General features: G+C 58.6%; 15 protein-coding genes and 2 pseudogenes. 12 read left to right on the top strand and 5 right to left on the bottom strand.

From position 1 onward, the window contains the following. Window positions 1-134: 134 nt before the first annotated feature. The 5 genes and pseudogenes from cobJ to cobG form a co-directional block, all read right to left on the bottom strand. On the bottom strand, window positions 135-1,835 hold the full coding sequence (gene cobJ / locus RHM59_RS13590) for a precorrin-3B C(17)-methyltransferase (protein WP_322224345.1): 1,701 nt from the start codon (window positions 1,833-1,835) through the stop codon (window positions 135-137). Next, the gene (locus RHM59_RS13595; protein ID WP_322170696.1) at window positions 1,835-2,566 is read right to left on the bottom strand and encodes a precorrin-2 C(20)-methyltransferase; all 732 of its coding nucleotides are present in this window, start codon (window positions 2,564-2,566) and stop codon (window positions 1,835-1,837) included. The genes cobJ and RHM59_RS13595 overlap by 1 nt, the downstream gene beginning before the upstream one ends. Continuing rightward, a complete protein-coding gene (locus RHM59_RS13600) occupies window positions 2,566-3,192 on the bottom strand; it encodes a precorrin-8X methylmutase (protein WP_322224346.1) in 627 nt (208 codons plus the stop codon). Before RHM59_RS13600 ends, RHM59_RS13595 begins: the two co-directional genes overlap by 1 nt. Next, window positions 3,185-3,745 (bottom strand): annotated as a pseudogene (locus tag RHM59_RS13605) (precorrin-3B synthase); the annotation flags it as partial. The gene RHM59_RS13600 and the pseudogene RHM59_RS13605, both read right to left, overlap by 8 nt. Window positions 3,746-4,888: 1,143 nt before the next feature. Next, window positions 4,889-5,608: pseudogene (gene cobG / locus RHM59_RS13610) on the bottom strand (precorrin-3B synthase); the annotation flags it as partial. 114 nt (window positions 5,609-5,722) lie between these two features. Here cobG and cbiE point away from each other — a divergent pair. The 12 genes from cbiE (at window position 5,723) to urtA (ending at window position 19,889) form a co-directional block, all read left to right on the top strand. Then, window positions 5,723-6,925: a precorrin-6y C5,15-methyltransferase (decarboxylating) subunit CbiE gene (gene cbiE, locus RHM59_RS13615; RefSeq protein ID WP_322224348.1), complete on the top strand. Its 1,203-nt coding sequence runs from the start codon at window positions 5,723-5,725 to the stop codon at window positions 6,923-6,925. Then, window positions 6,925-8,013, top strand: coding sequence for a cobalt-precorrin-5B (C(1))-methyltransferase (locus RHM59_RS13620; RefSeq protein ID WP_322224350.1), 1,089 nt, complete (start codon window positions 6,925-6,927; stop codon window positions 8,011-8,013). Before cbiE ends, RHM59_RS13620 begins: the two co-directional genes overlap by 1 nt. Then, entirely contained in the window at window positions 8,010-8,750 is a 741-nt protein-coding gene (locus RHM59_RS13625) for a cobalt-precorrin-6A reductase (protein ID WP_322224352.1), read from the top strand. The genes RHM59_RS13620 and RHM59_RS13625 overlap by 4 nt, the downstream gene beginning before the upstream one ends. Before the next feature lie 368 nt (window positions 8,751-9,118). Then, window positions 9,119-9,508: a DUF2946 domain-containing protein gene (locus RHM59_RS13630; RefSeq protein ID WP_322224354.1), complete on the top strand. Its 390-nt coding sequence runs from the start codon at window positions 9,119-9,121 to the stop codon at window positions 9,506-9,508. A 70-nt stretch (window positions 9,509-9,578) separates the two neighbouring features. Continuing rightward, the gene (locus tag RHM59_RS13635) at window positions 9,579-10,049 is read left to right on the top strand and encodes a copper chaperone PCu(A)C (protein ID WP_322167470.1); all 471 of its coding nucleotides are present in this window, start codon (window positions 9,579-9,581) and stop codon (window positions 10,047-10,049) included. A 95-nt stretch (window positions 10,050-10,144) separates the two neighbouring features. After that, the gene (locus RHM59_RS13640; protein WP_322286704.1) at window positions 10,145-10,504 is read left to right on the top strand and encodes a DUF2946 domain-containing protein; all 360 of its coding nucleotides are present in this window, start codon (window positions 10,145-10,147) and stop codon (window positions 10,502-10,504) included. An 83-nt stretch (window positions 10,505-10,587) separates the two neighbouring features. Continuing rightward, a complete protein-coding gene (locus RHM59_RS13645) occupies window positions 10,588-11,961 on the top strand; it encodes a PepSY domain-containing protein (protein WP_322224356.1) in 1,374 nt (457 codons plus the stop codon). 12 nt (window positions 11,962-11,973) lie between these two features. Next, window positions 11,974-12,750: an ABC transporter ATP-binding protein gene (locus RHM59_RS13650; RefSeq protein ID WP_322224359.1), complete on the top strand. Its 777-nt coding sequence runs from the start codon at window positions 11,974-11,976 to the stop codon at window positions 12,748-12,750. Beyond that, window positions 12,747-13,712: an ABC transporter substrate-binding protein gene (locus RHM59_RS13655; RefSeq protein WP_322224361.1), complete on the top strand. Its 966-nt coding sequence runs from the start codon at window positions 12,747-12,749 to the stop codon at window positions 13,710-13,712. Before RHM59_RS13650 ends, RHM59_RS13655 begins: the two co-directional genes overlap by 4 nt. A 26-nt stretch (window positions 13,713-13,738) precedes the next feature. Then, on the top strand, window positions 13,739-14,728 hold the full coding sequence (locus RHM59_RS13660; protein WP_322286705.1) for an iron ABC transporter permease: 990 nt from the start codon (window positions 13,739-13,741) through the stop codon (window positions 14,726-14,728). Window positions 14,729-14,883: 155 nt separating this feature from the next. Continuing rightward, the gene (locus tag RHM59_RS13665) at window positions 14,884-18,411 is read left to right on the top strand and encodes a hypothetical protein (RefSeq protein ID WP_322224363.1); all 3,528 of its coding nucleotides are present in this window, start codon (window positions 14,884-14,886) and stop codon (window positions 18,409-18,411) included. Window positions 18,412-18,623: 212 nt separating this feature from the next. Next, window positions 18,624-19,889: an urea ABC transporter substrate-binding protein gene (gene urtA / locus RHM59_RS13670; protein WP_322167465.1), complete on the top strand. Its 1,266-nt coding sequence runs from the start codon at window positions 18,624-18,626 to the stop codon at window positions 19,887-19,889. Window positions 19,890-19,999 lie beyond the last annotated feature (110 nt).

Genomic DNA, 19,999 nt, shown 5'->3' on the forward strand with positions numbered 1-19,999 from the left:
AAACCGTGGGACCGAATTTATTCGGGAAGGCTTCAGTCCTGACACCCTGCAACCTTAAACCACACCAAGTGCCACCCAGCTTGCTGCGCGACAGCGTGGCGTCGAAGACGTGGCGGACCCTCTTACAGATCGGGTTACGGCTTTTCCCCGTACCAACGCGGCGTATACACCCACTTCCCGCCATTGGCGCGGGGAAAGGTGCAGGTCGTGGATGAGCCAATCAACACCATGGTGCGCATGTCCACTTGGTCCGGTGTCAGTTCACCCAATGTAATCACCCGCAGCGTTTGCCCTGGGCGACCGATGTCTCGGCCTAAGGTCACCGGGGTGTTTGGGGTTCGATGTTGGCGCACGATCTCCAGTGCGCGGCCAAGTTGCCAAGGCCGGGAACGAGATATCGGGTTGTAGAATGCCAAGGCCAAGTCAGCTTGAGACGCCAGTTCCAGGCGTTTTTCAATCACGTCCCACGGCTTGAGGTTGTCCGACAGCGACATCACGCAGAAGTCATGCCCCAGCGGCGCACCGGCTTGCGCGGCGGTTGCCAAGGACGCGGAAACCCCCGGCAAAATCTCCAGATCGACGGTGTGCCATTGGGCGTTTGTCGACTCATGCAGCGCTTCAAGCACCGCCGACGCCATGGCAAATACGCCCGGATCGCCCGACGACACCACGACAACCGAACGCCCTTGCGCAGCCAGTTCAAAAGCATGCCGGGCGCGTTGCATTTCTTCGCGGTTGTCCGTGCAGTGCTGCACCTGATCGGCGCGAAATGGCCCGGCCATGCGCACGTAAGTTTCGTAACCGAGAATATCGTTAGCCCGCGCCAGTTCAGCCTTGACCGCCGGGACCATCAATTGCGCCGCGCCGGGACCGAGGCCAATCACCGCCAAACGCCCGCGCCCACGTCCGATGCTCAACACCTCCAACGGCAGCGCAGCAACCGCGATAGCGATGCCGTCACCGACGCAGATCGGCCCCGACACCTGGGGCAGCGCGTGCTGCGCCAGCTCACTGACCGATGCGTGCGCAGCGATGAATCGCAGTGGCACATCCAACTCAACGGCCGCCTGATGCAGCTTAGGGTTGGCCATCTCCGAATCGCTAGCCAACAAACAGGCCAACGACTGAAGAGCGATGCCAGCGTTAAGCAACGCAGCGCGAACGCTGGACGCCAGCTCGGGAATCGACGCACTCACCGCCACCAACACGCTACGTGGGTAGATCAATAATTCATTGGCCGAAGGTTCACGCTCGGCGCACGTCACATGAATCGCCAACTGCGCCTGATCATCCTCGGGTAACTGCGCGTCAGCCAACCAGGGTGCCGCCCCTTCGATACGCACGCGTTCGCCGGACAACAGGTCCGAGACAAAGCGCTTACCGAGTTCAAGATCACCCAAGGCGTACCCACTGGGCGGATTCAGCAGGCAGGTACCAAAGCGCAATTCGCCGCTGGTGGTAATGGCCGCAGCCACGTTCAGTCCTTGCGCGATCTCCCGAGCCATGATGTTCACGCCGCCCAGACCGCCCAATAAAGGTACGACCGCGCTGCCGTCTTCGGCCACCGCCAGCACTGGCGGCTCGGCGCCCTTTTCCAGCAACAGCGGCGCCAACGTACGAATCACAATCCCGGCGGCGCACAGGGCAATAATCGGGGTGCCCTGTTGATAGAGCTGGCGCAGCCTAGAGCCGAACTCGGTGTAGGTCCGGTCGGCGCCATCGACTCGGGTTTCGAGGCCATGGATCAACGAATCCGGGTACAGCCGTTGAATGCGGTGCGCGGTGTCGAGGCTGCCGTTGCCCAGAATGACAATGGCCGGTGCGTGCGCAGTCATCAGCCTTGCCACCGTTCGCCGGGAACAATGATCAGCGAAAAATACGGCGACGACATGGGCTCGACTTGATCCAACGGAACGATTTTCTGGTTGGACATAGTTGCGCGCTCAACATACAAAGCGCGGTCGGCCATGCCCAACTCTTCCAACACGTGGCGGACCTTAGTGAAGTTGCGGCCCAGCTTCATGATCACGGCGGCATCGGCGTCCGCCAGACGCCGCTTGAGTTCATCGTGGGGCAGCACGCCGGATAACACCGACAGGCTTTGGTTGCGATAGACCAGCGGCGCGCCCAGCACCGAAGCGCCGCCCAGCATGGAGCAAACACCGGGCACCACTTCAGCCTCATAACGTTCAGCGAGGCGGTCGTGCAGGTACATATATGAACCGTAGAAAAACGGATCGCCTTCGCAGATCACTGCCACATCGCGCCCGGCGTCCAAGTGCGCAGCCAAGGCTTCACTGGCCTCATCGTAGAAGTCACTGATGACTTGCTCATAGGACAACGGCGCTGGCAATGCTTCGGTGGTGACCGGGTAGACCAACGGCATCAAGGTTTGCACGTCTTGCAGGTGCGCTTCGATGATGCCGAACGCGTTGCCTTTCTTACCCTTGGCCACGAAGTAGGCAACCACGGGGGATTCGCGAAGCAAGCGCAGGGCCTTAACGGTTATCAGCTCGGGATCACCGGGCCCGACGCCGAGGCCAATCAAACGACCGGGTTGCTGCATCATTCGATCTCCGTGGCCAAGGCATTAACCGCAGCGGCGGCCATCGCGCTACCTCCGCGACGACCCTGCATGATCACAAACGGTACGCCCCGGCTGTTGGCCGCGAGCATCGCCTTGGACTCGGACGCGCCAACGAAACCCACCGGAAAACCGAGGATCAACGCCGGTTTTGGCGCACCGGCATCGAGCATTTCCAGCAGGTAGAACAACGCAGTCGGTGCGTTGCCAATCACCACCACCGCGCCTTCCAGATGCGGACGCCACAGTTCCAGTGCGGCGGCAGAGCGGGTATTACCCAATTCGCGAGCCAGCTCCGGGACGCTGTCGTCTTTGAGGGTGCAGATCACCTGATTGTTAGCGGGCAGGCGCGTACGGGTTACGCCTTCGGACACCATGCGGGCGTCACAAAGAATCGGTGCGCCAGCGGCCAAGGCGTTGCGCCCAGCGGTGCCAGCACCGGGTGAGAAACGCAGATCTTCGATGACTTCGACCATCCCGCAGGCATGAATTACCCGCACGGCGAGTTTTTCCAGGTCGGCCGGGATCTGATCGAGCCGGGCTTCGGCACGAATGATCGCGAAGGAGTTGCGATAAATCTCCTGACCGTCGCGGATGTAATCAATCATCAGTACTGCTCCGTGAGTCGGCAGCGAACAACGCGCCGACTGCTTCTATAGTGAGGTCACGCGCCCGCAATGCGCCAAAACCTGGCTGCTGCGTGTCGCGAAAATAAAGGTCGTAATGCCCGGCGCGGGTTGCCAGCAAGGTCATTGGCGCAATGTGCGCGGCAGCGCAGGTGCGTGAGCAGGCCGTGAGGTGAACCGGCAGGCTCAGGCCGTGAAGCGCCAATAACGACGCCAGCTTTACGGCATCCGCTTTCGTATCGGCCACGCCTTTGATGCAGCCATCGGAGCCGGTGCAGGCGATGATGTTTGCCAAAGGCTGTTTGGCGTCGCAGATCAGTCCCGCCGCAAGCAGGCGGGTGATGACGGTCGTGGCGTCTTCGGCAGGCACATTGGGCAGCAACACGCTTTGCCACGGCGTCACCCGTAATGTCCCGTCGCCCCACTCCGTCGCCAGCTGCGCAACAGCGCGCAACATCGACGCGTCGAGACGACCCAATGGTACGGCGGCGCCGACCGCAACCCGCCCGGCAACCGACTGCTGATACACACCCAATGCCTTCGCAGGCAAGCCTGCTCCCACAGGATTTGGGAGTTCCATGCCACTGTGGGACACACCCAACGGCTTCGAAGGCAAGCCTGCTCCCACAGGATTTGGGAGTTCCATGCCACTGTGGGACACACCCAGCGCCTTCGCAGGCAACCCTGCTCCCACAGGATTTGGGAGTTCCATGGCACTGTAGGGCACACCCAACGCCTTCGCAGGCAAGCCTGCTCCCACAGGATTTGGGAGTTCCATGGCACTGTGGGACACACCCAATGCCTTCGCAGGCAAGCCTGCTCCCACAGGATTTGGGAGTTCCATGGCACTGTGGGGCACACCCAACGGCTTCGCAGGCAAGCCTGCTCCCACAGGATTTGGGAGTTCCATGGCACTGTAGGGCACACCCAACGCCTTCGCAGGCAAGCCTGCTCCCACAGGATTTGGGAGTTCCATGCCACTGTGGGACACACCCAATGCCTTCGCAGGCAAGCCTGCTCCCACAGGATTTGGGAATTCCATGGCTCTGTGGGACACACCCAACGCCTTCGCAGGCAAGCCTGCTCCCACAGGATTTGGGACTTCCATGCCACTGTGGGACACACCCAACGCCTTCGCAGGCAAGCCTGCTCCCACAGGATTTGGGACTTCCATGCCACTGTGGGACACACCCAACGCCTTCGCAGGCAAGCCTGCTCCCACAGAATTTGGGAGTTCCATGCCACTGTGGGACACACCCAACGCCTTCGCAGGCAAGCCTGCTCCCACAGGATTTGGGAATTCCATGGCTCTGTGGGACACACCCAACGCCTTCGCAGGCAAGCCTGCTCCCACAGGATTTGGGACTTCCATGGCACTGTGGGGCACACCCAATGCCTTCGCAGGCAAGCCTGCTCCCACAGGATTTGGGACTTCCATGGCACTGTAAGGCACACCCAACGCCTTCGTAGGCAAGCCTGCTCCCACAGGATTTGGGACTTCCATGCCACTGTGGGACACACCCAACGCCTTCGCAGGCAAGCCTGCTCCCACAGGATTTGGGACTTCCATGCCACTGTGGGACACACCCAACGCCTTCGCAGGCAAGCCTGCTCCCACAGGATTTGGGAGTTCCATGCCACCGTGGGAGCAGGCTTGCCTGCGAAGAGGACCGATTAACCGCTGCCCTACGGCCTGAAGAAACGCCTCAACCGGCATCGCTGCCAGCAGGTGGCGCATCCGCGTTTGATCCGGTCGCGCTATTTCAAGAAACGCATCCAGTACCGCTACCACCAACGCGTGCCCCTCGGCCAACGCCACCGCACCCAGCGGCGCATCATGAGCCGGACAACCCGCCAGTCCAAAGGCCAACAGGACTTCCCCGTCAACTTCCAGCGCCGACAACCACAGGTCATGGGGATGTTCGCGCATCATCAACGCTTCGCCACCGTCCAGTGAGATGGCGAATTTAGGCGACAGGTCATGGAAGCGGCTTTCATTCTGCAGCGTGTCGAGAATTTGCGCCGCCAACGGTCGGCTGTCGAACAACTGCTGCGGGTCAATCCCGGCCGTAGGGCTCAGCATCAGATTACGAACATCGTCGCCAGCGGGGTTTTTCGGCCCCAGGCCAGCGCTCAACAACAGCGCGACCATGGGATCTTGTTCGGCACCGATGCCACGAATCTGCAAGTTGGCGCGATTCGTCGCCTCGATCACGCCCCCGGCGTAACGCTCCGCTGCGTCAGCCACGGCTATCGCCTGGGTCGCTGTGATCGAACCGCCAGCCAATTTAATGCGGCAGATGCCGCCGTCCAGCGCCGGGACGATGCGCCACAACCCCGGACAAGCCGAGGGGCGTAAAGGCGATGCGGACGTCGGCTTGTTCAAAGGGTCACCCAAACTGAATTTGAAAAACGCTACAGCCCTATGGGCGCGGTATTATGCCTGCTTTGTCCGCAGGCATGAAAAGCCGCTCTGTCGGAACTGCTTATTTAAGTCGGTTGAGGAAAATGCATGGCACCGTGGCTGACAGTCGTGGGAATCGGTGAAGAGGGCTTCAAAGGCCTGGGCAAGACGGCTCGCCACGCGCTACTGAGCGCTGCTCACGTGTTTGGAAGCCAGCGTCAGCTGGATTTATTGCCTGCTTGTATTCGCGCTAAACGCAGCCTCTGGCCCAGTCCGTTCTCCCTGATCGCCGCCCTCGAACAACGCGGCACGCCGATTTGCGTCTTGGCGAGCGGCGATCCAATGCTGTTTGGGGTCGGCGCTAGCCTTGCACGGCAGGTCGATGCCGAGGAAATGCGCGTGCTGCCCTCGCCATCGTCCTATTCCCTGGCTGCCGCCCGCCTCGGTTGGGCGCTGCAAGACGTGGTCACGTTGTCGGTAGTCGCCCGGCCATTGGCAGCGTTGAATGCTCAATTCCATAACGGCGTGCGCTTGCTGGTATTAAGCAACGACGGCAGTAGCCCGGCCGCAATTGCCGAGCTCATGCATGCCCGAGGCTATGGCCCAAGCCGCATTACAGTATTGGAGCATTTAGGCGCAGAGACTGAACGCCGCATCGAAGGGATCGCCAGCCAATGGATCGACCTGCCCATTGCCGCGCTGAATGTGGTTGCCATCGAATGCCGCGCCGACGTGGGCACACCGCGTTTGTCGATGCTGGCAGGCCTACCCGACAGCGCGTTCAAACACGACGGCCAGCTGACCAAGCGCGATGTCCGCGCCATCACCCTGGCCCGCCTCGCGCCAACGCCGGGTGAATTGCTTTGGGACGTCGGCGCGGGCTGCGGCTCCATCGGCATTGAATGGATGCGCGCGCACCCAAGCTGCCGCGCGCTGGCCATCGAAGCCGATGAAGGCCGTCAGCTATTGATCGAGCACAACCGCGATGCGCTAGGCGTGCCGGGCTTGCAACTGATTCGCGGCCGAGCACCCAAGGTGTTGTTTGATCTGGAAACCCCAGATGCGATTTTCATCGGCGGCGGCGTCACTCGTCCCGGCGTACTCGACGTGTGCTGGCAAAAGCTGCGCTCAGGCGGGCGTCTGGTCGCGAACGCGGTCACGCTGCAAAGCGAAGCCACGCTGGTGGTCTGGCGCGAGCAGTTCGGCGGCGAACTGACCCGCCTGCATGTGGCCCAGGCCAAGCCCCTGGGTGAATTCGACACTTGGCGCCAAGCCTTGCCCATCACCCTGCTCGAAGCGATCAAACCCTGATGCGCGCCGAGACCGCCGAACAACCCGCGCCCCTGCGATCCGGTTACACCACCGGCAGTTGCGCGACGGCGACCTGTCTGGCGGCGGCGCGATTACTCTTAAATGGCGAAATCAACGACGCGGTGCAAATCGTGTTGCCCAAGGGCAAGCACGTGCAGATGCGCTTGGAGTTCTGCCGGGTGTTTGCCGATGGCGCCGAAGCCGGGACGATCAAGGATGCAGGCGACGATCCCGATGTGACTCATGGTGCACTGGTGTTTTCTCGGGTGCGGCTGATCACGCAACCCGGCATACGATTTATGGCGGGACCGGGTGTCGGCACGGTCACGCGCCCGGGCTTGGTGCTTGCGGTGGGCGAGCCGGCGATAAACCCGGTGCCGCGCAAAATGATTACTGAACACTTGCTGCAACTGGCCCAGGCATCGAACTACACCGGTGGTTTCGAAGTGACACTGTGCGTCGAAGGCGGCGAAACCCTGGCCTTGAAAACCATGAACCCGCGCTTGGGCATTCTCGGTGGGCTGTCGATCCTGGGCACCAGCGGCATCGTCCGGCCTTTTTCCTGCGCGGCCTACATCGCTTCGATTCATCAAGGCATCGACGTCGCTAAAACCAACGGTTATCTGCACATTGCTGCCTGTACCGGCAACGCCAGCGAAGACACCATGCGCCGGGTCTACGACCTGCCGGAAATTGCCTTGATCGAAATGGGCGACTTTATCGGCGCCGTGCTCAAGCACCTGCGCAAAGTGCCGGTGGTCAAACTCAGTATCTGCGGCGGCTTCGGCAAAATCAGCAAACTGGCGGCGGGTCATATGGACTTGCACAGCCGCCACTCCAGCATCGACCTGCCGCAACTGGCCAATTGGGCCGCCACCCTCGGCGCCGACGACGCCTTGCAACAAGCCATCCGTGGCGCCAACACCAGCCAGCAGGCATTGGCCATGGCCAGCGCTGAGGGCATCGCGCTGGGGGATGAAGTGTGTCGTCACGCGTTGCTGTTTGCCCAAAGCGTGGTGCCCAAAGAAGTGGACGTGGAAGTGTTCGCCATCGACCGCCAAGGCGGCATTGTTGGGCACGCCACGTGAAGCGCCTGTTATTACTGGGCGGCGTGACCGACGCACTGGCCATCGCCCGTCGATTGGGGCCGCAGCATATCTACAGCCTGGCCGGTGTGGGCCGGGTGCCGACTGACTTGACCTGCCATGTGCGTGTCGGCGGTTACGGCGGTGCCGAAGGATTAGCGCAGTTTATTCGCGACGAAGGCATCGACTTGCTGCTGGACGCCACTCACCCTTATGCCGCACAAATCAGCCACAACGCGGCACGGGCGGCGCAACTCAGCGCTATCCCGTGCTGGGCCTTGCGCCGAACGGGGTGGCAAGCGCAAATAACCGATGACTGGCGTGAAGTCGCTGATTGGCCCGAACTGATCACCGCCCTCGGCCCGTTCAAACGCCCACTGTTCACCCTCGGCCGCGAACCCTTGCAGCACCTTCATGAAATACCAGCCCAGCAGTTCTGGACCTTGCGCGCATTGGAGAACACCGTCACCCACACCCCCGGCAATGACCGTTGCGACGTCATCGCCACACGCGGGCCGTTTTTGCTGGAGGACGAACGCAGGTTATTTGCCAGCCGAAACATCGACGTCCTGATCAGCAAAAACAGCGGCGGCAGCGCCACCGAGGCAAAGCTTGAGGTGGCGCGAGAGCGTCGGATACCGGTGTTGATTTTGCGTCGGCCAGTGTTGCCGCAAGTGGATCTGGAATTTACCGAAGTCAGTGAACTGCTGGAGAAGTTAGTCCAAACCCAATTTCTGTAGGAGCAACCGGTTGGCGAAGGTTGCAGAGTGTCAGGGTTGACGCTTTCCCGAATAAATTCGGTCCCACAGAATTTGGCGATGCACCGAAGGCTGTGATCAGCCGAAATCTCTGTGGGAGTTGGCTTGCCAACGAAAGCGTCATTGCAAGCGCACCAGGTTTCAGGTCGACATCAGCAGTGCTATGACGGGCCTCTTCGCAGGCAAGCCTGCTCCCACATTATGAAATCGCAGAGCCGTTCCGGCCTCGCAGACCAACCAACGTTTGTATTTTCTTGGCCGCGGCATCTCGCCACGGGCGCTTTTTTTACTTATTCCGGCCATTCAGGCTAAATAGCGCCTTTGACGGCTTAATGAAACGGAAAGCACCCATGTCTCGACGCCGGTTGGCATTTGCCTGGATTGCCTGCTTTGCAGTGCTGTTCAACATGTTCGCCATGCCGATGACCAGCGCTGCACCGAAAACCGTTGATGAAGCGTTGTTGTGGGGCAGCTTTTGTTCAGCAAGCGGCACTCGGCTGGTGGCGATTTCACTGGGCAAGACTGAACAAAGCCTTGCGCAGAAAGACGATCACGCCGCCATGCAGCATTGCTGGTGCTGCGCAGGTTCGGCGCCGCTGGTGTCTGTGCCATCCGGCTTCACCCCGTGGTATGCGCTGCAAGCCGAAACGACGCTAGCGCGTGAAGTTCAATCTCCAAGTGCATTGTCCCCGCGCCAACAATGGCCGAGTCTCAACCCCCGAGCCCCTCCCCGCGCCTGATCCGAAGCCAAAAAAGCGCTGCTGACCACAAGGTCCGGCGCACCGGAATCGTTCACGCTGGAGAATCACCATGATCAAGAAGATCCTTATTCTGGCCGCTTTGTGCCTGCCTGCCTGTTTCGCCAACGCCCATGACTCCATGGTCGGCGAGTTACATATCGCCCAGCCTTGGTCGATGGAGTTGCCGCCGAACGCGCCAACCGTCGCGGCATATTTCGTCATTCATAACACCGGCAAAACCGCTGACCGCTTGCTCAGTGTCGACAGCCCTGTGGCGGGCATGGCCGACCTGCATGAACACCTGATGCAAGAAGGCTTGATGAAGATGCAGGAAGTGCAAAGCGTCGACATCCCGGCCGGTGGTGAAGTGAAATTCGCGCCAATGGGCTATCACGTCATGCTGATGGACCTGAAAGACAAATCGAAGCTGATCGACGGCCAGCATTTTCCGCTGACGCTGCACTTCGAAAAATCGGGCAATGTAACCGTTGAGGTCGCCGTGCAAAAGCAGGCCCCCGACGACGCCATGCACGACCACTAATACGTTGAACCTTTGACGTGAGCCGCACTTGGCCCTGCGCCAGTTTCCCCCTGCGCCCTGTTAGAAACCGGGGCACATGGCTGAGTCTGTTCGCCATGTTGATGATCTTTATCGGTCCGCTGATTTCTCAAGCGATGCCGATGGATCAACACGCCGCAATGTCGATGTCAGCCTCGATGCCCATGTCTGCATCCATGGACATGGCGATTGAGGCGCCGGCCTGCCAAAGCGCCGATCTGGCATCGGCGGCGACCGATCATGTGCTCTGGGCCAAGTGCGGCTATTGCACGCTGCTGTTCAGTTGCCCCGCCGTGCCGCAAGCGTTGGCCTTTATTGGGTCTTCACCGCCTAAACCCAGCAGCTTTTATCGCGCCGACTCCCAGCCAGGCCACGCCCGGCAAACCACCTTCCCTCATGCCCGCAGCCGCGCCCCGCCGCTCTCGATCACACGGTAAAAACTCAATAAAGCGAACCGGCCAGTACCGAAAAGGTAACGGTGCCGGTCGATCCGTGTTTATCCCTGCCGGGAGCGCTGCACATGACTCAACCAAACGTGTCGTTCTACAACCTCGCCTGGCGTTGGCATTTTTATGCCGGGCTGTTCGTTGCACCGTTCATGATTCTGTTGTCGTTGACCGGGATTATTTACCTGTTCAAACCCCAGCTGGACAACCTGATGTACAGCGACTTGCTGTACGTCACGCCGGGTCAGGAACTGCTCAGCGCCGATGCGCAACAGCAGCGGGTGAACGCCGTTTATCCACAGGCGCCTGTCAGCAAATACCTGCCACCGCTGAACGCGCAAGGCAGCGCGCAGTTCGTGATCCTGCAAGAGGGCCGCGAGCTGAATGTGTTTGTCGACCCCTATCGCGGCGAGATTCTGGGTACTCAAGACGGCAAAAATAACCTGCAAGCCATCGCCCGTTCGCTGCACGGCAAATTACTGCTGGGCAACGTCGGTGATCGGATCGTTGAGTTAGCCGCCGGTTGGGCCATCGTGCTGGTGGTCTCGGGGTTGTACTTGTGGTGGCCACGCGGCGCCTCGACGGCCGGCGTGCTGTGGCCGCGCTTGAGCAAACGGGGGCGTGTGTTGTGGCGAGATGTTCATGCGGTAACCGGTTTCTGGGGCGCCGTATTTCTGCTGTTCATGCTCCTGAGCGGCATGACCTGGACCGGCGTGTGGGGCAAGCAATTCGCTGATGTCTGGAACACCTTCCCGGCCGTCATGTGGAATGACGTTCCCAAATCGAATCAGCAGGCGGGGGTACTCAATACACCTTCGCGACAAACCGTGCCGTGGGCACTGGAAAACACCCCGATGCCAGTGTCAGGCGAGCATGCCGAACACATGAACCATGGGGGCGGGATGTCAATGCCTGCGAACCCAACGCTGTCGCTGCAACAGGTGGTAACCATTGCTACCGAGCGGCACATCGAACCGGGCTATAGCATCACCGCGCCCACCACTGCCGACGGGGTATTTACCATTGCCGTGTTCGCCGACGATCCCCGTCGCGACGCTACTCTGCATGTCGATCAATACAGCGGCAAGGTGCTAGCGGACGTCGGTTGGAAGGATTACAGCAACGTCTCCCGCGCCACGGAATTGGGCGTGATGCTGCACGAAGGCAAGTTCTTCGGCTGGGTCAATCAACTGCTGATTCTGTTGATCTGCCTGATGGTACTGCTCAGTTCAATCAGCGGTTTGGTGATCTGGTGGAAGCGTCGCCCACAAGGGGGGCTGGGTGTTCCAGCGATGCGCCACGACCTGCCCCGCTGGAAAACCGCCATCGTGATCATGATTGCTCTGGGGCTGGCGTTTCCGTTGGTGGGTATTTCGCTGGTGACCGTTTGGACGTTGGATTGGCTAGTGTTATCGCGAATTCAACGCCCCACTGCAAAACATGGCTGATCCAAAAATTCCATGACCGCTCTCACACTTAAAAACATCGCTTGGTCGTCCCAGGGCCATCAGCCGTTCGAACTGCGGGGGATAGAGCTGAAGGTGGCAGCCGGGGAGTTTGTGGGTTTGATCGGGCCTAACGGCAGCGGCAAGACCAGCTTGTTGCGCTGCGCCTATCGCTTCAGTCGCCCGACCATAGGGGACGTGCTGCTAGACCAGGCGGATGTCTGGCGACAGTCACCACGCTGGTGCGCCCAGCGAATGGCGGTGGTGTTGCAGGATTTTCCCGACGCCTTTGGCCTGACCGTTGCTGATGTGGTCGCCATGGGCCGCACGCCGCACAAAAGTATGTTCGAGGCCGATACCGCGCTGGACCGGCAGATCACCCAGCAAGCGCTGTTGTCGGTGGGCATGCACGGTTTCGAGCACCAGTCATTCGCCACGCTATCCGGCGGTGAGAAACAGCGCGTGGTTCTCGCCCGCGCCTTAGCGCAACAACCCACCGTATTGATGCTCGACGAACCGACTAACCACCTTGACCCACGCTTTCAAATCGAACTGTTGCAACTGATCAAACGCTTGAGTATCGGGGTGTTGGCCAGCCTCCATGACCTCAACCTTGCCGCCGCGTTTTGTGATCGGCTGTACGTCATCAATCACGGGTGCATCGTCACCAGCGGCACGCCTGCTGAAGTACTCACCGTTGCATTGCTGCGCGACGTGTTCGGCGTCGAGGCGCTGGTCGACACCCACCCGTTGTCCGATCACCCACGAATTACCTGGATTACTCACCCATGAAGTTGTTTTCTTTTCGGCCTATCAGCCTGGTCTTGGCGCTGCTCTCGACTATCACCCAGGCTTCGGCCGACACCACCCGTTACCCGCTGACGATTCAAAGCTGCAACCGCGCAGTGACCTTCGATAAAGCACCGCAGCACGCACTTAGCCATGACATCAACATGACCCAGATGATGCTTGCCCTTGGCTTGAAATCGAGCATGGTCGGCTACAGCGGCATCACCGGGTGGAAAACGGTGACGCCGTCGATGGCAAAAATACTCGACGGCCTGCCAGAGCTTGCAAGCAAATACCCGTCGGTGGAAACCCTGCTCAACGCCAACGTCGACTTCTTTTTTGCCGGTTGGGATTACGGCATGCGGGTCGGCGGCGACCTCACCCCACAGACCCTCGCCCCACTGGGCATCAAGGTGTATGAGCTGACCGAATCCTGCGCGTTTGTGATGAAACGCCCAGCGGCGAGTCTTGACGACATGTACAACGACCTGCGCAATCTCGGGCGAATTTTCGATATACAGGATCGCGCCAATCTGTTGATTGCGCAGATGCAGCATCGAGTCGCGACGATCAAAGCGAGCTTGCCCGCCGACCGACCACGGGTATTTCTCTACGACAGTGGCGAGGACCGGGCCATGACCTCGGGGCGTCTGGCAATGCCCCAAGCACTCATCGAGGCGGCGGGCGGACGCAACGTCCTCGACGACATCGACGCCAGTTGGACGCGGGTCAACTGGGAGAGCGTGGTAGAGCGCAATCCTGAAGTCATCGTTATCGTCGATTACGGCGACGTCACCGCCGAACAGAAAGAACGTTTCCTGCTAAACAACCCTGCGCTGCAATCCATCGACGCGATCCGCAACAAACGCTTTATCGTGATCCCGTACGTCGCAGCTACGCCGGGGATCGACAATATTGAGGCGGTTGAAACCTTGGCCGCAGGCTTTCATGGCAAGCCGCTGTGAACCGAGAGCGCCCCTATAACCTGCTGATGCTGGGCCTGAGCGCCGTGCTGTTGGCCTCCTGCGTGTTGTCGCTGGGGTTTGGTGCGGCACCGGTGCCAGCGCAGATTGTCTGGCAAATCCTCCTGCACAAGCTGTTCGGTTTGGGCCCCGAGATACTGAATTGGAGTGCAGGCCAGGAGCACATCGTGTGGCTGATTCGGGTGCCGAGAATGTTACTCGGCGCAGTGGTCGGCGCGGGGTTGGCGTTGACCGGCGCGGTGCTGCAAGCGGTGACCCGCAATCCGCTGGCCGACCCGCATTTATTGGGTGTGACGTCAGGCGCGACACTGGGCGCGGTGATTGTGGTGTTGCATGTCGGCGAGGTCATCGGCCTGATGACCTTGCCCCTCGCAGCGTTCATTGGTGCTTTGTGCAGCATGGTGATGGTCCTCGCCATCGCCAACCGCCACGGCCGTCTCGACAGTGACCGCCTGCTGTTATGCGGCATCGCCGTCTCGTTCGTGATGATGGCATTGGCCAATTTGCTGTTGTTTATGGGCGACCATCGCGCCAGTTCGGCGGTGATGTTCTGGATGCTGGGCGGTTTGGGTCTGGCGCGCTGGGAACTGCTTGGCATTCCGGCGCTGAGCGTGCTGATCGGGCTGGGCTTGTTGTTGAGCATGGCCAGGGCGCTGAACGCTTTGATGGCAGGCGAACAAACCGCTGTCACGTTGGGGCTGAACGCACGCAACGTGCGAATAAAAGTCTTTTTGATTGCATCACTGATGACAGGCGTCATGGTCTCAATCAGCGGCTCAATTGGGTTCGTCGGCCTGATGGTGCCGCACGTAGCCCGCCGTCTGGTGGGCGCCGAGCACCGTCGGCTGCTTCCAGCCTGCGTGTTGATGGGCAGCATTTTCCTGGTCTGGGTCGATGTTGCCGCACGCACGTTGATTGCCCCGGAAGACCTGCCCATCGGCGTTGCCACCGCGGCCATCGGTGGTTTGTTTTTTATTGGGCTCATGCGCAAGCGCTAAGTCTTCGGACCGATCCTACCTTCGAAACTCAAAAATCGACCAGCTGAATATCCATCGACCGACAGACACGGGCTATTAGCAGTGACTTCATGGCTGGGTGCCCTCGCGTAATTGCAACGAGGGCATTTCCATTTTAATCACCATGAAAAACGACCATGACCATTCAATTAACACCTGCAGTCGCAGCTGGGTTAGCCCCGAAAATCCCAACGACAAAACTACCCACGGTATTTCCGCCGAGTTTCCTCGATACGGTTGAGCTTGAGTTTCATAAAATGCTCGACCGCGACCATCCCACTTTAAACATCAACTTTAATACTACTTGGCTGAGCCTGTTCGAGTACAAGGCGCGCAAGATACCGCCGTTCACTAACTTCCCGACGCGACGCCCAACGCCGCCGACTCAATGGATTCGCAAAGTTACCCAGTCCCTGAGCTTGCGCGACAGCCTGATCGATTTTTTCCTGGGATCGCTGGTGCTGAAAGAAGACAGTGCGGGATTGTTTGTTGCCGCGAATTCGGTAGCTCCAGCACATGAAGTAACCGCATTGAACTTTCAGCAACTTCACGCCCTCTACGCGGAACTTGCCACGACGCTGGCTGACGCCTACGACCAAAGCCTGCTGAGTTATTGGGGGGTCATCGAGAGCGCGGGTAAAACCCGTACGTCACTATTCATGGACGAACGCGCACGGGCATTGCGAATGTTAGCCCAAGCAGGCATGGATCAAAAAAACCTCACCGCTCAGCAGGGTTCCATGCTCGATGAGATGCTTCAGTACAGCCAAACATACAGTCCAGCGGCTATAAAACAACATGGCGTTTTTAGCTTGGCCTTAGCCGGCGATGACTACCCTCAGCTTAACTTCGCAGGTGTGTTCGTCATCAGCCACGCCTGCACGCCCTCCGCCTCGCTAACTGAAACGGTGCAATCGGGGCCGGTGTTGCTCTACTCACCGAATAATGGCCTGGAGGGATTTGATTCGTTTCTGTTGTTGGCTGAATCGTTATCGAAACGCATGGCAGATCCGGTGCAACGAAAATGGTTTCTGGAAAATGCACCTCTTGAGTCGGCCGCTGCTGTAGCGTCGACCAACCAAACAAACACTACCGCTCATGACTGGGGCTTTGCACCGATTGAAGGTGATTTTTTAAGTGTTCAGTTTTTGGCTCAAATTGCCAAACAACAAGCCGACTTTGCTCATTGCGTCAAAACATCCAGAGCTCAAGGGCTTAAATCCAGTGCCTTTCTTGAAGCCCTGTCAAAGTCACTGGACCCTCGCTACCAGTTCGATAATTATTTGAACCTGGACTGGAACGACAGGTACATCCTTCACACCTCGATGCCCAACTGGTGGCAGGCCATGAGTGTCGAGAAAAAAGACCTGTGGCTCATTTCGGCAAAAAGTCTTGCTCACACCATTGTCGAAATCAATCAGTTGACGGTAGAAAAACTGATCAACCCATTACTCCAAGACCAGACGCTCGCCGGTGATTACCTCGCTACCGTGGTTCAGGAAGCGTTGACTCAAAAGCACTCATCGCTCAGCGCTGATGAGATCACGATCGATGTCACGTACACCCCTCCGTTACTGCCGCCATTCGCTCCAGGTCTGGCATTGCCGCCGTCCGCGAAAAACAACGTTTACACGCGCTATTCACTTCAGTCGTTAGCCGCCGAAAAGCCCAGCACGCTCAAACTCTCTAGCGCCCACAGCATCGTCGTGACCGATAAAAACAAGGCGCGCATCGACGATATAGATGAGCCCTTTGTGCGCAAGCTGATGGCTCGAATCGATAACAGCGCCACCATCGACTCATTCCTGGCAACGCGGCTTAAGACCTCTGAGTATGCGACGTCGCTGCATGACCTGGCGCTACGGCTAAGCCGGACACAACTGCAACTGGGCCTGCTTAGCCTCGGTGAAGCCATACCCACGCTTTGCCAGAACTGGATCAAAGCCGTGGTGAATGCCCCGCAGGCAACGGCTGACCGGCAAGTAAAGAACAAAAAAATCCTGGTGAAATTTTTGTCGATCTACGGTGTACCGCTGTCGAACGTTCTTAAAATAGGCCCCCAGGTCGACGGCGATGAAGGTGTGGTGTTCTGCACCTTAAATGCTCCCGATGGCATCGTTTTTCGATGGTTCGCTGGTATGGACGCGGCCAAAACCCTGTTCCTGACAAACCCTGATTTTGCCCATTATCTGTTGATTCAAATTCCGGCGGACAAGAGGCCGCTCGCAGCCAAAGGCCTTAAATTGGATCAATGGCTAAACCACCGCCACCTTCCAGATGTATTCGAGCTGTTTCCTTCGCCAGTTCCACTGCCGGGCGTGATTTGGGACCCGGTCAGTTTCGTCGATCAAACCCGGGACTTCCTCGACGAAAGCCATGGCATCAAAATCCAATATTTGCTCAACGATGCAACCACTAACCTGCTAAATGCTCGCGAACTCAAAAGCGATGAGCACCACACCAGCTTGCACTTGGCAATCAGCATATTTTTGCTCTTCTTGCCGCCACCGACTTCTATCCCGGTAGCATTAGGCTTGGCGCTGTATAACGCCTGGAACGGATTCAGATACGTGGAACAACATGACTACGCGGGCGCCGCCAAAGAGCTTCTGCTTGCCCTCGACTATCTGGTATCGGCCGGTGTCAGCAAACTGGCCCTTGCTCGCGGCGCCACACTTCCGATCAAACTATTTCGATCCAACCCTCGGCCGCTCACGCGCCGCATCGGCGGCGACGGTGATGTGCACATCAGCATTCTGTCAGGGACCAGTACGATTACAGCGTCGGGGTATGAGGAAACGGACATCGTGTTCGACGCACTCAGGTACCACCGCATCGAAATCGACAAGGAAGTATTTTACATCCGTTCCAACGCCAACTTGTTCGGCCATATGACCCTCTACCGGCGCTACCCTGAAGATGCACGGGAGCTGATACAGCGTGGGGAGTTCGCGCTATTAGGCAACGATGGCCAATGGGTCAAGGCCCCTTATCAAGTTCAAGGCGTCAGCCCGAAAATCTATGAACAGGCCCGTGTCGAGCTGGGGCAATTGACCACTGAGTGGCCAAAGTCCGTTGATGCGTTAACCACCGCGCAACGGCAGCGCTTTGAGTCCGACTATCTGTCGCTGGCCACTTCCAATGCGTACTCATTTCCCGAGGTCTTGGCGTACTGCGAAGGCGGCTCTGCCGAAATTAACGACGCATTAAGGGCCGGCATTGAAACAGAGGAAACCCTCGCGTTCAGGCAAGAGTTTTATCAGCTCCATGAGTATCACGGACTCGCTTACCGCGCCGCGTATGTCTCAACGCTTGGCCTTGAGCAGCTTCAAGGTAAAGTGGGAATCATTTTCGCTGATAAAGGCATTCAATCCGCGTCTGTTAGCCCGCTGAATGCGCTGCGATGGGCGGCAGATGATTATGTTCGCCAAAGTGCAGGCCCGGGTACCCACTCGATTTTTCTGATTTTCGACAGCTCGGTGCCGAAGAAAAATATGTTCACCGAATTCTTGGGTGACCACGTCGGCATTGCGCCGGATACGCCGCTCCAACTGATGGCGTTCAAGCACATCGACAACGTGAATTACGCGTACTTCTCCGCACCAGAACAGGTCCCCAACGGCTACTTCGACATCTTTACCGGCCAGCAGGTGCCGCTCAGGTAGGTAACCGGCCAAGCGCACCATATCTGCGCAGCGTCGCGCACCACCCCCTGAATTGAGTTCCACGGCGGTGCGCGGCGATTGGCAAGTACGACAATTTCGTACCATTTCGCGACCCTTACAGATTTGGCCCAGCCTTTGCTAAAGATCTTTCAGACACTCGGTCGAACTCACCGAACCCGCCCTCTGAAAAATCCAATAATGGAGATCGCCAAATGAAGCGTCGCAGTCTGATCAAAGCGTTCACATTGTCTGCCTCGATTGCCGCTATGGGCATGAGCTGGACCATCCAGGCCGCCGAGACCATCAAGGTCGGCATTCTGCATTCGTTGTCCGGGACCATGGCGATTTCGGAGACGTCCCTCAAAGACATGGCGTTGATGACCATCGACGAAATCAACGCCAAAGGCGGTGTCAACGGCAAGATGCTCGAAGCAGTGGTAGTCGACCCGGCTTCCAACTGGCCGCTGTTCGCTGAAAAAGGCCGTCAGTTGCTTACCCAGGACAAAGTGGCTGTTGTCTTCGGTTGCTGGACCTCGGTGTCGCGTAAGTCAGTATTGCCAGTGTTCGAAGAACTCAATGGCTTGCTGTTTTACCCCGTGCAGTACGAAGGCGAAGAGATGTCGCCAAACGTGTTCTACACCGGCGCAGCGCCTAACCAGCAGGCCATTCCTGCGGTTGAATACCTGATGAGCGAAGAAGGCGGCAGCGCCAAGCGTTTCTTCCTGCTGGGTACCGACTACGTTTACCCGCGCACCACCAACAAAATCCTGCGTTCGTTCCTCAAGTCCAAAGGTGTTGCTGACAAGGACATCGAAGAGGTCTACACCCCGTTCGGTCATAGCGATTACCAGACCATCGTCTCGAACATCAAGAAGTTCTCTGCCGGTGGCAAGACCGCTGTTATTTCCACCGTCAACGGCGACTCCAACGTACCGTTCTACAAAGAACTCGCCAACCAGGGCCTGAAAGCCACCGACGTACCGGTTGTAGCGTTCTCGGTCGGCGAAGAAGAACTGCGCGGCATCGACACCAAGCCACTGGTCGGCAACCTGGCGGCCTGGAACTACTTCCAGTCGGTACAGAACCCGGTTAACACCAAGTTCGTCGCGGACTGGAAAGCGTATGCCAAGAAGCACAACTTGCCGGGCGCTGACAAAGCAGTGACCAACGACCCAATGGAAGCCACCTACGTCGGCATCCACATGTGGGCCCAGGCTGCTGAAAAAGCCAAGTCGGTTGATGTCGACAAAGTTCGCGAAGCCATGGCCGGCCAGACTTTCAACGCGCCATCGGGCTTTGTTCTGACCATGGACAAAACCAACCATCACCTGCACAAGCCAGTGATGATCGGCGAAATTCAGGCCGACGGTCAGTTCAGCGTTGTGTGGCAGACCAAAGAGCCCATCCGCGCTCAGCCTTGGAGCCCGTACATTCCTGGCAACGACAAAAAGCCGGATTATGCGGTGAAGAGCAACTAAGTAAGACTGATCAGCCGTTTGTGACTGATCTATTGCCTTCGCAGGCAAGCCTGCTCCCACAGGTGGTGCTTTCAACTGTGGGAGCAGGCTTGCCTGCGAATGGACCTCCA

This window comes from Pseudomonas sp. MH10 (assembly GCF_034353045.1).
Taxonomy (GTDB): Bacteria; Pseudomonadota; Gammaproteobacteria; order Pseudomonadales; family Pseudomonadaceae; genus Aquipseudomonas.

What these genes read in the sequence shown, in the direction of transcription:
- RHM59_RS13645 (WP_322224356.1), top strand. Translation starts at nt 10,588, where the DNA reads ATGACTCAACCAAACGTGTCGTTCTACAACCTCGCCTGGCGTTGGCAT.
- RHM59_RS13655 (WP_322224361.1), top strand. Translation starts at nt 12,747, where the DNA reads ATGAAGTTGTTTTCTTTTCGGCCTATCAGCCTGGTCTTGGCGCTGCTC.
- cobJ (WP_322224345.1), bottom strand. Translation starts at nt 1,835, where the DNA reads ATGACTGCGCACGCACCGGCCATTGTCATTCTGGGCAACGGCAGCCTC.
- RHM59_RS13660 (WP_322286705.1), top strand. Translation starts at nt 13,739, where the DNA reads ATGCTGGGCCTGAGCGCCGTGCTGTTGGCCTCCTGCGTGTTGTCGCTG.
- RHM59_RS13595 (WP_322170696.1), bottom strand. Translation starts at nt 2,566, where the DNA reads ATGCAGCAACCCGGTCGTTTGATTGGCCTCGGCGTCGGGCCCGGTGAT.
- RHM59_RS13640 (WP_322286704.1), top strand. Translation starts at nt 10,145, where the DNA reads ATGTTGATGATCTTTATCGGTCCGCTGATTTCTCAAGCGATGCCGATG.
- RHM59_RS13600 (WP_322224346.1), bottom strand. Translation starts at nt 3,192, where the DNA reads ATGATTGATTACATCCGCGACGGTCAGGAGATTTATCGCAACTCCTTC.
- RHM59_RS13620 (WP_322224350.1), top strand. Translation starts at nt 6,925, where the DNA reads ATGCGCGCCGAGACCGCCGAACAACCCGCGCCCCTGCGATCCGGTTAC.
- RHM59_RS13635 (WP_322167470.1), top strand. Translation starts at nt 9,579, where the DNA reads ATGATCAAGAAGATCCTTATTCTGGCCGCTTTGTGCCTGCCTGCCTGT.
- RHM59_RS13630 (WP_322224354.1), top strand. Translation starts at nt 9,119, where the DNA reads ATGTCTCGACGCCGGTTGGCATTTGCCTGGATTGCCTGCTTTGCAGTG.
- RHM59_RS13665 (WP_322224363.1), top strand. Translation starts at nt 14,884, where the DNA reads ATGACCATTCAATTAACACCTGCAGTCGCAGCTGGGTTAGCCCCGAAA.
- urtA (WP_322167465.1), top strand. Translation starts at nt 18,624, where the DNA reads ATGAAGCGTCGCAGTCTGATCAAAGCGTTCACATTGTCTGCCTCGATT.
- RHM59_RS13650 (WP_322224359.1), top strand. Translation starts at nt 11,974, where the DNA reads ATGACCGCTCTCACACTTAAAAACATCGCTTGGTCGTCCCAGGGCCAT.
- cbiE (WP_322224348.1), top strand. Translation starts at nt 5,723, where the DNA reads ATGGCACCGTGGCTGACAGTCGTGGGAATCGGTGAAGAGGGCTTCAAA.